Source organism: Chryseobacterium formosense, assembly GCF_900116415.1.
Lineage (GTDB): Bacteria > Bacteroidota > Bacteroidia > Flavobacteriales > Weeksellaceae > Chryseobacterium > Chryseobacterium formosense.
This window is the reverse complement of sequence record NZ_FPAP01000004.1, coordinates 14,225-28,884: the sequence shown is the minus strand read 5'-3', so window position 1 is coordinate 28,884 and position 14,660 is coordinate 14,225. Positions and strand designations below refer to the sequence as shown.

Sequence of the window (14,660 nt, the reverse complement as noted above, 5' to 3'; positions counted from 1 at the left end):
TGCGGTAAAAGCTAATTTCTAAATAATTTCAGTTAGATAAATCTGTGGTTTTTCCTGCAATTTTTCATCAACCAAATCTCCAAAAGCTTGAATGTAAGGTTGCTGATTGTGTTGTGCTAAACCTTCTTTGCTTTTCCAGATTTCGTAGAAAATGAATTGATTTTTATCCTCAATTCCCTGATGAAGTGTATATAATTCGTTGGCTTCTTCTTTTTGAGTTTCTTTTACCATATTTTGAAGAACTTCCAAAACCTCGGCTCTATGTTCTTCTTTGGCTTTTATAACGGCTGTAAGATAAATTTTCATTAGGCTAATTGTTTTTTTAATTCTTTTTCAAAAACTGTAGTAAGATGTTCTCTGTAAAGTTTCATATCCCGTTCAATATTCGCATTCTTCTCTACGTCATGGAAGTGAAAACCATCTATTCTTTCTAATGAGACAAAAGCATTCATTCTATGAAAACCAAATAATGGTCCATTATCTACACTTGTCTCATTGAAAAATTCTCCGGGAAGCGTAAAAGCTGTTTCAGGAGCGTTCCAGCTTGTGGTAACCATATATTTTCTTCCGCCAAGCATTCCTCCGGTTCCGTAGTTGATCTTTGGATTATCTGCTGTTCTTCCGTCGCTTAGATAAATTCCTTTTGCGTGACCTGCGGTGAAAACTTCGTCGATGTATTTTTTTAAACCGTTGGGTAACTGAAACCACCAGATTGGCGTGTGGTAAATGATGTAATCTGCCCAAACGAATTTCTTAACTTCCTCATCTTTATCGTAGCCTTCATCTACATTTGTGATTTTTATTTCTACATTTTCAAATCCTTTGAATACCTCCAAAGTGTTGTCTGCAATAGTCTGATTATATTTTCCTCCGGAATGTCCGAAGTTTTGTCCACCGTTGATGATTAATACTTTTTTCATTGTTTTATGAATATTTAAATTTTATGATGCAAAGTTATAACGAGGTTATGTATAATAAAAATAATGTGAATTATAGTTAAGTATCATAAAAATAATAGGAGTTAAAAAGATTTAATTTAGTTGACAAAGTCAACTAAATTCTTACATTTGTTACATGAAAAATACCATTCAACAAATCAGAAGTTTTAATAGATTCTATACTTCTCATATCGGAATGTTAAAAAACAATTTTTTAGACAGTCCCTATTCACTGTCAGAAGTAAGGCTTTTATATGAAATTGGCGAGCATCCGACAGTTAATTCTCAACAACTAAGCGAATTTTTAAATCTTGACAAAGGATATGTTAGCAGGGTTTTAAAATTGTTTTTAAAAGATAATATTATAAGAAAAGTTCAATCTAATGAAGATAAAAGAGCCTTTTATATTGAACTGACAGACGAAGGGGATCAGTTGCTGAAAATTTTACAATCCAAATCGGACAGGCAGATTGAAGAAATTGTTCATCCTTTACATACTGGAGAAAAAGAGATGTTGGTGAATTCCATGCGAAGCATTAAAAATTTACTATCACCAGATTATAATAAAGCAAATCTTGCAAAAGACGTTGAATTCAGAGAAGGATTAAAACCTGGAGATATCGGTTATTTGATTCATCTTCACGGTAAGCTTTACACCGAAGAATCCGGTTACAGTCAGGATTTCGAAAAATATGTAATAAAAACTTTTTCCGAATTTCTAGAAAATTATTCGCCGGAAAATGATAAAATCTGGCTTGCGGAATACAATCAGCAAATTGTCGGATGTGTGGCTATTCTTCAACGTTCTTCTGAGGAAGCGCAGCTGCGGTGGTTTTTAACATTGCCCATGTTCAGAGGAACAGGAATTGGGAAAAAGCTGTTGAATACGGCTCTGGATTATTGTAAAGACAAGAAATACAAGAATTTGTATTTATTAACGACTAGCTTTCAGGAAAAAGCGATTGCAATGTACGAAAAAGTTGGCTTTGTAAAAACGGAATCTGTAGAATCTGTGCAATGGGGACAATTGCTTGTGGAAGAAAGGTTTGATTTAACATTTAATTAAAAAAAATATCAGTAATCTGATTATTTTGTAACTTTGTATCAGAAAAATGATATTGTTGAATTGTGAATTACTCCATTATTAAAATATCATTTTGGCAAAAAATTTAGCATCATGGTTAATTTAGAATGGTACCGAACTTTCAAAGCGATCTACAAAACCGGAACTTTAACGGGAGCGGCAGATTCTTTATTTATTTCTCAGCCAGGAGTGAGTCTTCATTTGGGCTCGTTGGAAGCTTATGTCGGATATAAATTATTTGACAGAACGGGCAGAAAAATGATACCAACCGAAAGAGGGAAGGTTTTGTTTAATGCCATTTCAGAACCTTTAACGAAGCTTGAAGAGGTTGAGAAAAACTTTCAGAAATCTACAGAAAAACATACTCCGACCATCAGTGTGGGAATGTGTTTTGAAACTTTTCAGACCACTTTGGAACAGTATGTTTCGAGTCTTGATTTTAATCTGATTATCAGTTTTGGAGAATATCCAGAAATGCTGGATCAGTTGGATAAAGGGATTTTAGATTTAATTATTACACCCAAAAAAGGCACTTCACCCAACATCTTACACGAAGCTTTTTCTTCCGAACAAATTGTCTTGATTGGTGGTAAAAATATTGACAAAGAAAGTTTTGATGAGGTTTTAAAAGCAAAAGATTCCCAAAAAATCGAGAACTGGCTGAAACAGGAAAAATGGTACGGAACAACGGGAGATATGGAACATCTTTTCCAGTTTTGGTTGCTCAATTTCGGGCATAAACCAAATTTCCGTCCGAATTATATTGTTCCTAATCTGAATTCTATCCTTCGTTGTCTGAAAGGAGGAAACGGTTTGGCGGTAATTCCTAATTTTCTCTGTAAAGAAGAAGTTGAAAACGGTAATGTAAAACTCATCTGGGAAGGAGAGAAAAAGCTCGAAAATACCCTTTATTTTGGTTGTCGTAAAAAAACAATGTATCAATCGGAGATTGATCATATCAAAGGACTTTTCAGACAGGTGATGGATAAAATTGAGGTATGATTTTACTGAATTTTATTTGAGGAAAATTCCCCTCCTTTGGAGGGGTGGTATACTATTTTCAAGACTTTCTAACTGTATGCTAAAAAGTTTATAAAAAATACAATACAGAATTTTCCTTAACTTTGCCACTCATAAACTTCAAAATACCAGGATGTAGGATACAATTTCTTTCAGATTTAATAAACAATAACGAACGAAGTTATTGCAGTTTTAACTTTAATTACAGAAAGAAATCATGTTTTTTCTACAAAATATATCCTTTGGGTTTCCGGCGAGGAATCTGCTTTTTAATTCTATCAACTTAACGATACAAACTCACACAAAATCGGCTTTGGTCGGAAGCAACGGCATGGGAAAATCTACCTTGCTGAAAATCATTGCGAATGAAATTGAACCTTTGGAAGGAAATGTCAATATTCAAGGTGATATTTTCTATATTCCGCAGATGTTTGGAAATTTTAATCATCTGACGGTAGCGGAATGTTTAAAAATCAACAAAAAATTGAATGCACTTCAAAAAATAATAAATGGAGAAGTGGATGAAATTTATTTTGAAATATTGAATGACGATTGGAACATTCAAGAACGCTGTCAAATCGCTTTGCAACACTGGAAACTTGAAAATTTAGATTTAAATCAAACATTGGAAAGTCTAAGTGGCGGACAAAAAACAAAGGTCTTTCTAGCTGGAATTCAGATCAATCAACCTGAAATTATTTTACTCGACGAACCGACCAATCATCTCGATCTGGAAGGTCGAAATCTGTTGTACGATCTTATTGAAAAGACGAATTCAACGGTTGTGATTGTCAGTCATGACCGAACTTTGCTGAATTTGGTTGATACGATTTTTGAATTAAGCAATCAGGGGATTTCGACCTACGGTGGAAATTTTGATTTTTATGCCGAACAAAAAGAAATCGAAAATGAAGCGCTGCAAAACGATATTCATTCCAAAGAACGGGCACTGAAAAAAGCAAAGGAGAAGGAACGCGAAACGCTGGAACGAAAGCAAAAATTGGATGCAAGAGGAAAAGGAAAACAGGAAAAATCGGGTGTGGCGAGAATTATGATGAATACACTTCGGAATAATGCTGAAAAAAATTCGTCTAAGTTAAAAGGAATTCATGCTGAGAAAATCAATGATATTTCGGGTGATTTGCGGGATTTGCGTTCGTCGGTGAGAAATGCCGATCAGATGAAAGTAAATTTTAATGATTCGAATCTGCATTCAGGGAAAATTTTGATTTTGGTGGAGGAAACTAATTTTAAATATAATGAAGAAAATCTTTGGAAAGAGAATCTTAATCTTGAAATCCGAAGTGGTGACAGAATTTCGATTAAAGGTTCGAACGGTTCGGGGAAAACGACTTTAATCAAGCTGTTTTTGGGAGATTTGAAACCTTTTGTCGGAAAAATTTCGAAGTCGGATTTTCAGACGATTTATATCGATCAGGAATATTCTCTGATTGATAGAAATGCGACGGTTTATGATTTTGCCCAACAGTTCAACGACAATGCAATGCCGGAATCGGAAATGAAAACTTTATTATCACGGTTTTTATTCGGAAAGGAAAGCTGGGACAAAAAATGTGATGTTCTGAGTGGTGGAGAACGTCTGCGACTTCTTCTGTGCGGACTTTCCATCAGCAATAAAGCTCCAGACATGATTATTCTCGATGAACCGACGAATAATTTAGACATCCAAAATGTGGAAATTCTGACGAATTCTATTAAGGATTATCATGGGACTTTGGTGGTGATTTCGCATGATGGGGTGTTTTTGGAGGATATTGGAGTGAGTGGTGAGGTTTTGTTGAAATAAGAATAATAAAATATCCAAATTGTTTGTCATTCCGAAGGAATCTAAGCTGTTGAAAGGCTTCTGCGGAATAATATTTATTTAACTTCTGATAATGTCCAATCAAGATACATATTTGTGTTAATAAGATCAACGAGAAGATCTTCCAAGTTTTTGCAAAAAGGTTTTTTTAATATTAATGGAGATTTTATTAGAGTTTCTTTTAATTCTTTTTCAGTGTAGTAATAGGCGTTTGGATTGTCACTATCATATTGATTAGCTTTCCAGATTTTGTGTTTTAGTAAAACACTGACTAAGTTTTCAATAATTACATCTTCCAATCCACAAGCTTCATCTTCTACTTTATTAATTATTAAATCATACTTTCCATCCCAGATATCATAATCTTTATAGTAGACCCTTATTAATCTTTCCTTATTTAGTTGATTAATTATTTTAATAAGACCAGCTTTTTCTCCTGTTGCACTTCCATAAGGAATTATTCTTTTACTTCTTTTTAAAATGAATAAAGGACCTTGTCCGACAAATTGGTGTTCAAATTTTAATGTTTCAAAAAACTTTTTAGATTGATAATGAAAACAAAATGTATCATCAGTTTCACTTATATGGTCTTCGAATATTTGAACAATATCTCCATATTCATTTAAAAGATATTCTTTGGCTATTTTTAAATATTCATCTTTTGAGTTTTCTTGCATTTTATTTTAAGTGTTTCCAATATTCATTAACCAAAACTTTTTTTTTAAACCATATTTTTCTAAAATACTTAGATTGGGAATCGTCCAACCAAAATCAGTTTGTTTTTTATCTGAAAATATCAGCTTATAAGTTTTATTTTTCTCAAAGAAGTTTTCCCATACGATTCTGGACACGTTACAATAATAGGAATTCTCCTATTTGTAAATTTTTTTAGATTAGTATTAATAATTTCAAATTCTACAACAACTCCAAACGCAACATAGCCGCAACCTGGTGGTAGAGAAATATCATTGATGATTTTTCCGGTCATTTCATATTCATTTCCCTTTATTTTATTTATCTGTGCAAAAGTTAGGGAGCTTATAATGACTAATAAGAAAACAAATTTATTTAATACTTTCATGTATGTTTTAATAATTGATTTTCAAATATAATATTTTTTGCTAGGAATTTTAAGTTCAACCCCACGATTTCCACCCCACCCAAAAATAAAATTCCTCTCAAATTTGCCCACCCAATTTTTTAAAAGTAATTTTGCATGAATCTAAAATAAAAGTAAAATATGTCAACTTACGTAGTTGTAGGTCTTCAGTATGGAGATGAAGGTAAAGGAAAAATCACGGATGTTTTATCGGCAAAATCGGATTACGTTGTACGTTTCCAGGGAGGGGACAACGCTGGTCACACGGTTTATGTAGGTGAAGAGAAATTCGTTTTGCACCTTCTTCCATCGGGAGTTCTTCAGTGCAAAGGGAAGTGTATCATTGCGAATGGAGTAGTGGTAAATCCTAAATCTTTCATTAAGGAGGTGAATCAGATCGAAAGCAAAGGCTTGAAAACTGACCACATTTTTATCAGCAGAAGGGCGCATGTGATCATGCCTTACCACATTCTTTTGGATACTTACCGTGAGGAAGAGCAAGGAGGAACGCAAATCGGCACAACGAAAAAAGGGATCGGACCTTGCTATGAAGATAAAATTGCAAGAGTGGGTATCAGAATGATCGACCTTCTGAATCCTGAAATCTTAAGAGACAAAATCGAGAAAAACTTAAAAATTAAGAATTCTCTTTTTGAAAAATATTACGGAAAACCGACATTAGACGTTGAAGAAATTTACAACGAATATTTAGAAATCGGAAAGCAGCTTCAAGACAGAATCGTTGATACGGAACTGGAGTTGAATGAAGCAATCAGAGACGGAAAAAACGTTTTATTCGAAGGAGCACAGGCTTTAATGTTGGATATCGACTTCGGAACGTATCCATACGTAACTTCTTCTTCTCCCTCTACAGGAGGAGTTTGTACAGGAGCGGGAGTTCCGCCAACTTCATTACAGAACTTAATTGGTGTTGCAAAAGCATATTGTACAAGAGTAGGAAACGGACCCTTCCCTTCTGAATTAGACAACGAATTAGGAGAAAGCATCAGACAAATTGGTGGTGAGTTCGGAGCGACGACAGGAAGACCAAGAAGAACAGGTTGGTTAGACCTTGTTTCTTTGAAGCACGCTTGTATGATCAACGGAATCAATAACTTAGTGATTACGAAATTAGACGTTCTTACAGGGATTGAAAACCTTAAAATCGTAACGCATTACAAAACTGAAGACGGAAAAATCATCGATTATTTCACTTCTTCAACAGAGAAATTATACAATTACGAACCAATCTATCAAGATTTACCAGGTTGGACGGAAGATTTAACGAAAGTAAGAAGCTACGACGAACTTCCGGACAATGCTCAGAAATACATCGAGTTTATCGAAAAGTATTTGGGAATCAATGTTTACTTAGTTTCTGTAGGTCCTGAAAGAAGCCAAAATATTATCAGAAAAGAATTATTCTAAGGAATATTTTTAAATAAATTAAAAAGAGACTGTCAATTTTGGCGGTCTTTTTTTTGTCATTGTGGGAGGTGCTAGTATCTGTACCGTTATCGTTGAAGTAAAATAATCCATTCTCAAACCCTCAAACTCTCCAACTCAAATAAGAAGCTTTTTCCCGCTTTCCGCACTCGCTATTTCTATTAGGATTCAGCGGCGCGGCTTCGCCGCACCGCTGAATCCTAATAGAAATGAGCTCAAACAAAGCTGCAATCGGGGCTAGGAAAATCTCTTCGATTTAAATTACGGAAAAATAAAACATGTTCAGATTCATTTAACACCATTGTAAATCCAGCTCTCAAAAACAAAATGTTTTCAAAAATTTAAAATACCTAACACTCAGCTTCTATCATCCAGCCAAATCCTTATCCAATGAATAGTTAAAATTTACACTTTAACATAGTTTTCACTGGAAGTGTTTTGTTTTTATAAAAATTTGGCAAATATTTTGATATTGTTTCAAAGATTATTCAAAATCATGTTGAAAACTGATAATCAATATGTATTAACAATTTTAATTTTATAGTGATGAAACACCTAGAACACAATCAGGATTTCCGACTGAACGAAATCCTTTTCGAACACCGTAACAAAGCATATGGAGCTTATGCATTAAGAACAGAATCAGACAGAATTTTAACTAAGGCATTTTTTGTTGGGGTTGGTTTATTGGCTGCAGTTTCAATTATTCCAGCTGCAATTTCGGCTTTTAAAACTACAGAAGTTATTGATGGTGGGGGATATGAATTACCTCCTCCGATTAATATCATTGAAGTTCCCGAAACTCCTCCTGTAGTAACACCTCCACAAACTGTTACGCCACCTCCTGCAAGTGTAAGACAGTTTGATAGCACTGTTCCTACGCCTACAAAAGATGCGGATGAAAGTAATATTGTAAAAGATATTCCAGATGATGCGATCGCAGGATTAAAAAATGATTTTACAGCACCTCCGGCCCCGCAGATTAATGTTCCTACAAGTGTAATTTCCGGTCCGGGAACGGTAGTCCCACCCAAAATAGTTCCTATTGTTCCTGTAGAAGATCCTAACGAAATTGTTGGCGAAGGAGCATTAAGTAAGAGTGCAAATTTCGAAGGAGGAATTGATGCTTTCCGAAATAAAGTAATGAATAAATTTGATGTTTCTGCTTTTGAAGAAGGAGGAGTTGTAAGTACAAAAATAACCTTTGTGGTAGAAACAGACGGTACGATTTCGAATATCAAAGCAAACGGAAAAGATGCTTCATTCAATGCTGAAGCCATCAGAACCATTAAAGCAGTAAAAGGAAAATGGATTCCCGGAAAAAATAAAAAAAATGAATCCGTAAGAAGTTATTTCAGCTTCCCGATTTCAATGAAGTTTGATAATTAATTAACCTGAAAACGAATATCGATAGTTATCCACAAAGAATTTTTTTTGTGGATAATTTTTTTTATATCTAAAACCCTTATTAACAATATTTTAACTCAATTTTCGTTTTAGTCATTCCCCAAGAGCAGAGAAAAAAGTGTATTTTTGAAGCTTAAAGTTCAAATAATGGCAAAAATTATAGGTATCGCTAATCAGAAAGGTGGGGTAGGAAAGACTACCACTGCTGTAAATTTAGCTGCAGCGTTAGGAGTTTTAGAAAAGAAAATCCTGATCATTGATGCAGATCCGCAGGCAAATGCGACTTCAGGTCTTGGTGTGGAAGAAGTGCAGTATTCTACCTATAATCTTTTGGAACACAGTGTTGAAACCAGAAACTGTATTCAGAAAACAACAACTCCAAACTTAGATATTGTTCCTTCGCATATCGATTTGGTTGCTGCCGAAATCGAATTGGTAGACAAAGAAAATCGTGAGTATATGCTGAAAGAAGCATTGAAAGAAGTGAGAGCTGATTATGACTATATCATCATCGATTGTGCTCCAAGTTTAGGTTTGATTACGGTAAACGCTCTTACAGCAGCAGACTCTGTGATTATCCCGATTCAGTGTGAATATTTTGCTCTGGAAGGTCTTGGTAAACTTTTAAACACGATTAAAAACGTTCAGAAAATCCACAACAAAGATCTGGACATCGAAGGATTGTTATTAACTATGTATGATAGTCGTCTGAGACTTTCTAATCAGGTCGTAGAAGAAGTAAATGCCCACTTCCCGGAAATGGTTTTTGAAACCATCATCAGTAGAAATGTAAGATTAAGTGAAGCCCCGAGTTTCGGTGAAAGTATCTTGAATTATGACGCGGAAAGTAAAGGCGCAATTCAGTACATTCAGCTTGCAGAAGAGGTTTTATTGAAAAACGAAAATTTAGTAAAAAATTAAAAATAGCTTATAGCAATTGGCTTTTGATCGATTGCTAAATTTATAACACATTAAAGCAAGAAGCTATACGCCGATTGCCATTTGCAATATGAAAGACAAAAAAAGAGCGATGGGACGTGGTTTGGGCGCAATTCTGAGTGCAGAATCCAAAGCCACGGTCAATACGGCAACTGATGCAGGAGCAGAAAACTTTGTAGGAAACATTATGGAGGTTTCCATTGAAGATATTTATCCGAACCCGACTCAGCCAAGAACTTATTTTGACGAAAAAGCATTAAATGAACTAGCGCAGTCCATCAAAAATTTAGGTGTAATTCAGCCTATTACTTTGAGAAAAGACGGTGAAAAGTTTGAAATTATTTCCGGAGAAAGACGTTACCGAGCAAGTAAAATTGCAGGTCTTACGACTGTTCCGGCATATATCCGTCTGGTAAACGATCAGGAGCTTTTAGAAATGGCTCTTGTAGAAAATATTCAGCGTGAAGATCTTGATGCTATTGAGATCGCATTGACGTATCACCGACTTTTGGAAGAAATCGGTCTTACTCAGGAAAACCTGAGCCAGAGAGTTGGAAAAGACAGAAGTACCATTACGAATTCGATCAGGCTTTTGAGACTAAGTCCGGATATTCAGAATGCAATCAGAAGCGGAGAGATTTCTGCAGGTCACGGAAGAGCAATCATCAGTCTCGAAAACGAAGAACATCAGCAGACTTTATTCGATTTAATAATCAAAGAAAAACTGAACGTTCGTCAGTCTGAGCAAGCTGCGGCTGCCATTAAAAACCCGAAAACTCCTGCTGCAAAAAGAGCAAAAGCAGAGCTTTCTAACAACTACAAAAGAGCGCAGAAAACGATCGCAGATATTCTTGATGTAAAAGTTGAGATAAAAACAACAGGAACCGGTAAAAAAGGTAAAATTGTTTTAGACTTTAAAAATGAAGATGAGCTGGAATATATTCTTTCTCATATTAAATAAATGAAAAACTTACTTTTTACTTTTTTTCTTCTTTTTTCAGGGTTGATTTTTTCACAGATCAATCCGAGAGATACCATCAGGTTAGAGCATTACGCTACAGACAGTATTCCTGCTGCAAAACCGCAGGCTCCTGCTGAAGTAATACAAAAAATTGAAAAAGCCAATGCTCCCGCTTCCGTATTAAAGGTGAAAAAACTTAATCCTACAAAAGCAGGGCTTTATTCTGCTGTTTTCCCCGGATTGGGTCAGGTTTACAATAAAAAATACTGGAAAGTGCCCATCGTTTGGGGAGCGGTAGGAACAGGTGTGGGAATTGCAATCTGGAACCAGAATCGTTACAAAGAATATCGTGAATATTACATTGCAAAACTGAACGGTACACCCAATGAATTCCTTTCACAATATCCGAATCTGGATGCAACAGCATTGGGAAATGCACAGGACCGATCGAAAAGACAGAGAGATTATGCCATTGCGATCACGGGTTTAATTTATATCTTAAATATCGTAGATGCCGTTGTTGATGCTCATTTGTATGAAGGTCGTAAAGATCCGGATCTTACTTTTGCACCGGCTGTAATTTATGATGATTACAATATCAATCCGCCAAAAACAGGACTTGCTTTAAGCTTCAGATTTTAAAATTAATAATAAGAGAAAAATAACGATTCATATATGAAATCCTCCTTGATTCTTAGACTTAAAATCGATCAGAATTAAAGAATTCCATATGAAAAATAAAAAACAATAAAATCTACATATGAAAATAGCTTTGGTTGGATACGGGAGAATGGGGAAGATCATTGATGAGATTGCTCTAAAAAGAGGCCATGAAGTGGTTGCCCGGTTAAAACAAACTCCGACTGCTGAAAATCTTAATAATCCTGATGTTGTCATCGAATTTTCACTTCCAGAAGTAGCTTTTGATAATATTAAAGCTTGTCTTGAGAACGGAATTCCCGTAATTAGCGGTACAACAGGCTGGCTGGAAAGAAAACCGGAAATCGAAAATATTGCAGTTCAGAACGAAACTGCATTTTTATATGGTTCCAACTTCAGTTTAGGCGTTAATTTGTTTTTTGCTTTAAACGAAAAGTTAGCAGATTTAATGAAAAATGTAGATGCATATTCTTGTCAGCTGGAAGAGATACACCACATTCACAAGCTGGATGCTCCAAGCGGAACGGCAATTTCTCTTGCCGAAGGAATTATTAAAAATAACCCGAAATTTGAAGCTTGGAAATTGGAAGATACTCAGGAAAAGCAGCTGGGTATTTTTGCCATTCGTGAAGATGAAGTTCCAGGAACGCACTCTGTATATTACAGAAGTGAAGTAGACGAGATTGAAATTAAACATACTGCACACAACAGAAATGGTTTTGCATTGGGTGCGGTAGTTGCTGCAGAATGGATTAAAGATAAAAAAGGGAACTTTACTATGAAAGACGTTTTAGGACTCTAGAATTGTAACAAAATCCCTACATTGCAAACTAATTAACAGTAGATAATCAGCAGTGAAAATTACTCATTACTGATTACTCATTACTAATATTATAGATTTAGGCACAAAAGTTTATGAATTATTTTTTAACGTACACAGTTTATGTTCTCATTTTATCAGTATTGATGGGGATTTCCACCTGGAAGCTGTTCAAGAAATTAGGGTACAGTCCGCTATTTGCGTTTATCCCTTTCTATAATTATTTCATTATACTTAAAGAAACGAAGCACCCGAAGTGGTGGGCACTTTTATCATATTTACCGATCGTTGGTCCTATTATGATGAGTGTTTTTCATCTGTATTTAATGAAAAAATTCGGAAAAAATCTTTTCAAAGATCAATTGTTGACTGTGATTTTGCCGTTTATCTATATGGCAACGGTAAATTATTCTAAAGATACCGAGATTGAAGACGAAAATGATCTGTATCTCACTGAAGAAGAAAAAAACGCAAAAAAGAAAGATACCTTTATGGGATCGATTACTTTTGCAGTCGTTTTTGCAACCATCATCCACGTTTTTGTAACGCAGCCTTTCGGAATTCCTACCGGATCAATGGAAAGAACTTTATTGGTGGGAGATTTCCTTTTTGTAAATAAATGGAGCTACGGTTACAGATTGCCGATGCGTCCTGTCGCAATTCCTTTCTTACAGGGAACAATTATGGATACCGGTGAACCAGGAAATCCTAAAGACGATCCTAAATCTTATTTAGAAGCTGTAAAATTACCATACGAAAGAATTTTCCAATTCAGTAAACCTCAGAGAAATGATATTGTAGTTTTCAACTATCCAAGAGATTCTGTGCATGTTTCATTAGACAGAGCAGATCCTTATGTAAAAAGATTGGTTGCTGTTGCGGGAGATACTTTTGAAATGAAAAATGGAAGGCTTTTTGTGAACGGAAAACCGGAAACTGTTTTAGGGGATCAGGAAGTTCAACATAAATTTAATGTTTTAACTGATCAGCAATTAGATATTCAGACATTATACAAAGCTTATGGGTTTCTTCCGGTAGAAGAAGTTCCATTACAGAATGGCGGTTTTTTATATAGTTTTCAAGGTTTAACTAATAAAGTTGCTGCTGATATTAAGGGATTACCTGGTGTGAAAGAAGTCAAAGAAGAAATTATGGATGCTGGTAGCTCAGATATACGTTATTTCCCAAGAAAAGATGCGAATGGTAATGTTTTGGCAAATGAAAAACATGAAATATTATGGTCAAGCAAAATTGATACAACTAATTGTATATTTCCAATAAATAAAAAATGGAATCAAGATCAGTATGGTCCATTAAAAATTCCTAAAAAAGGTGATGTTGTTACTCTTAATGATGAAACGTTACCAGAATATCAATGGATCATTTCTCAGTACGAACATAATAAGTTGGAAAATAAAAACGGAAAAATTTTCATCAACGGAAAAGAAACCAATCAATATACCATTCAGCAGGATTATTATATGATGGTGGGAGACAACAGAGATGCTTCTTTGGATGCAAGATTCTTTGGTTTCGTTCCTGAAGAAAATATTGTTGGAAAGCCGATGTTTACCTGGATGAGTTTGCAGGGAGCGTTTAAAGATCAAGGTTCTACTTATCAGGCTCCGTTCAAAATCCGTTGGGACAGAATGTTTAAAGCAACCAACACTGGTGAAGCCAACAAAACTTCATATTGGTGGATCGCCGCTATGATTTTAATTCTTTTCTTTGGCTGGGAATATTTCATGAAATTATTCAAAGGAAAGAATAAAGAAGAAGAAATTTAATTCAACTAAAAAATAAATAAGATGAAGTATTTGAAAAAGTACTTCATTTTTCTATAAAGGACTATGCAGAATATATTATTACCGGTATTTTATTTACCATCCATTTCATGGTTTTCAGAATTTTTAAATGCTGAAAATGAAGTGACTTTTGAGCAATTTGAAAATTTTCCTAAACAGACCTATAGAAACCGTGCCAATATTTACGGAGCAAATGGTAAGCTTTCACTGATTATCCCGATCAACCATAACGGAAACCGTGTTTATAAAGATATAGAGATTTCTTACAGAGAAGACTGGCAAAACCTGCACTGGAAGTCGATTAAAACAGCCTATCAAAGTTCTCCGTATTTTGAGTTTTATGAAGATAAGCTTAAAAAAATATTCGAAACAAAGGAAAAATCTCTTCTAGATTTTAATATAAAAAGCATCAAAATCATTTTGGATATTCTGAAAACAGAAAAGGCATACTCTTTGAATGAAGAATATATCAAAAATCCGGAACAGATCAATTTCAGAGAACGATTTTCAGCGAAAAACCCTACAGAATACGAAATGGTAGAGTATTATCAAACCTTTTCAGACAAAATGGGATTTTTAGCTGATTTATCGATTTTAGATCTTATCTGTAACAAAGGTCCGGAATCGCTTACTTATATTAAAAATATTAAATAATT

15 protein-coding genes are annotated in these 14,660 nt (G+C 34.7%); 11 read left to right on the top strand and 4 right to left on the bottom strand.

Annotated features, from left to right (window positions below; all coding sequences use genetic code 11):
* Positions 1 to 18: 18 nt before the first annotated feature.
* Positions 19 to 306, bottom strand: coding sequence for a putative quinol monooxygenase (locus BM371_RS15870; protein ID WP_034673382.1), 288 nt, complete (start codon positions 304 to 306; stop codon positions 19 to 21).
* Positions 306 to 920 carry an NAD(P)H-dependent oxidoreductase gene (locus BM371_RS15865; protein ID WP_034673384.1) on the bottom strand — a complete coding sequence of 205 codons (615 nt, stop codon included), beginning with the start codon at positions 918 to 920 and terminating at the stop codon, positions 306 to 308. The genes BM371_RS15870 and BM371_RS15865 overlap by 1 nt, the downstream gene beginning before the upstream one ends.
* A gap of 154 nt (positions 921 to 1,074) precedes the next feature.
* Here BM371_RS15865 and BM371_RS15860 point away from each other — a divergent pair, with 154 nt between their 5' ends.
* The 3 genes from BM371_RS15860 to BM371_RS15850 all read left to right on the top strand — a co-directional run bounded on the left by BM371_RS15860 (position 1,075) and on the right by BM371_RS15850 (position 4,849).
* Positions 1,075 to 2,004: a bifunctional helix-turn-helix transcriptional regulator/GNAT family N-acetyltransferase gene (locus BM371_RS15860; RefSeq protein ID WP_034673386.1), complete on the top strand. Its 930-nt coding sequence runs from the start codon at positions 1,075 to 1,077 to the stop codon at positions 2,002 to 2,004.
* A 111-nt stretch (positions 2,005 to 2,115) separates the two neighbouring features.
* On the top strand, positions 2,116 to 3,024 hold the full coding sequence (locus tag BM371_RS15855) for a LysR family transcriptional regulator (protein ID WP_034673388.1): 909 nt from the start codon (positions 2,116 to 2,118) through the stop codon (positions 3,022 to 3,024).
* Between the two features lie 235 nt (positions 3,025 to 3,259).
* On the top strand, positions 3,260 to 4,849 hold the full coding sequence (locus BM371_RS15850; protein ID WP_034673390.1) for an ABC-F family ATP-binding cassette domain-containing protein: 1,590 nt from the start codon (positions 3,260 to 3,262) through the stop codon (positions 4,847 to 4,849).
* Positions 4,850 to 4,923: 74 nt separating this feature from the next.
* Here BM371_RS15850 and BM371_RS15845 read toward each other — a convergent pair whose 3' ends face one another.
* Positions 4,924 to 5,544, bottom strand: a complete 621-nt coding sequence (locus tag BM371_RS15845; RefSeq protein ID WP_034673391.1) for a hypothetical protein — start codon at positions 5,542 to 5,544, stop codon at positions 4,924 to 4,926.
* Between the two features lie 119 nt (positions 5,545 to 5,663).
* The gene (locus tag BM371_RS15840; RefSeq protein WP_034673394.1) at positions 5,664 to 5,948 is read right to left on the bottom strand and encodes a hypothetical protein; all 285 of its coding nucleotides are present in this window, start codon (positions 5,946 to 5,948) and stop codon (positions 5,664 to 5,666) included.
* Between the two features lie 159 nt (positions 5,949 to 6,107).
* On the opposite strand from BM371_RS15840, the gene BM371_RS15835 reads away from it, so the two are divergent.
* The 8 genes from BM371_RS15835 (at position 6,108) to BM371_RS15800 (ending at position 14,658) form a co-directional block, all read left to right on the top strand.
* Positions 6,108 to 7,394: an adenylosuccinate synthase gene (locus tag BM371_RS15835; protein ID WP_034673396.1), complete on the top strand. Its 1,287-nt coding sequence runs from the start codon at positions 6,108 to 6,110 to the stop codon at positions 7,392 to 7,394.
* A 564-nt stretch (positions 7,395 to 7,958) separates the two neighbouring features.
* The gene (locus BM371_RS15830) at positions 7,959 to 8,801 is read left to right on the top strand and encodes an energy transducer TonB (protein ID WP_034673398.1); all 843 of its coding nucleotides are present in this window, start codon (positions 7,959 to 7,961) and stop codon (positions 8,799 to 8,801) included.
* Between the two features lie 165 nt (positions 8,802 to 8,966).
* Complete coding sequence (locus BM371_RS15825) at positions 8,967 to 9,740, top strand: ParA family protein (RefSeq protein ID WP_034673401.1); 774 nt, start codon at positions 8,967 to 8,969, stop codon at positions 9,738 to 9,740.
* 88 nt (positions 9,741 to 9,828) lie between these two features.
* Positions 9,829 to 10,719, top strand: a complete 891-nt coding sequence (locus BM371_RS15820) for a ParB/RepB/Spo0J family partition protein (protein WP_034673402.1) — start codon at positions 9,829 to 9,831, stop codon at positions 10,717 to 10,719.
* A complete protein-coding gene (locus BM371_RS15815; protein ID WP_034673404.1) occupies positions 10,720 to 11,361 on the top strand; it encodes a DUF5683 domain-containing protein in 642 nt (213 codons plus the stop codon).
* Positions 11,362 to 11,479: 118 nt separating this feature from the next.
* The gene (gene dapB, locus BM371_RS15810; protein WP_034673406.1) at positions 11,480 to 12,181 is read left to right on the top strand and encodes a 4-hydroxy-tetrahydrodipicolinate reductase; all 702 of its coding nucleotides are present in this window, start codon (positions 11,480 to 11,482) and stop codon (positions 12,179 to 12,181) included.
* A 113-nt stretch (positions 12,182 to 12,294) separates the two neighbouring features.
* Positions 12,295 to 13,986, top strand: coding sequence for a signal peptidase I (lepB, locus tag BM371_RS15805; RefSeq protein ID WP_034673407.1), 1,692 nt, complete (start codon positions 12,295 to 12,297; stop codon positions 13,984 to 13,986).
* A 63-nt stretch (positions 13,987 to 14,049) separates the two neighbouring features.
* Complete coding sequence (locus BM371_RS15800; protein WP_034673408.1) at positions 14,050 to 14,658, top strand: WbqC family protein; 609 nt, start codon at positions 14,050 to 14,052, stop codon at positions 14,656 to 14,658.
* Positions 14,659 to 14,660: the final 2 nt, after the last annotated feature.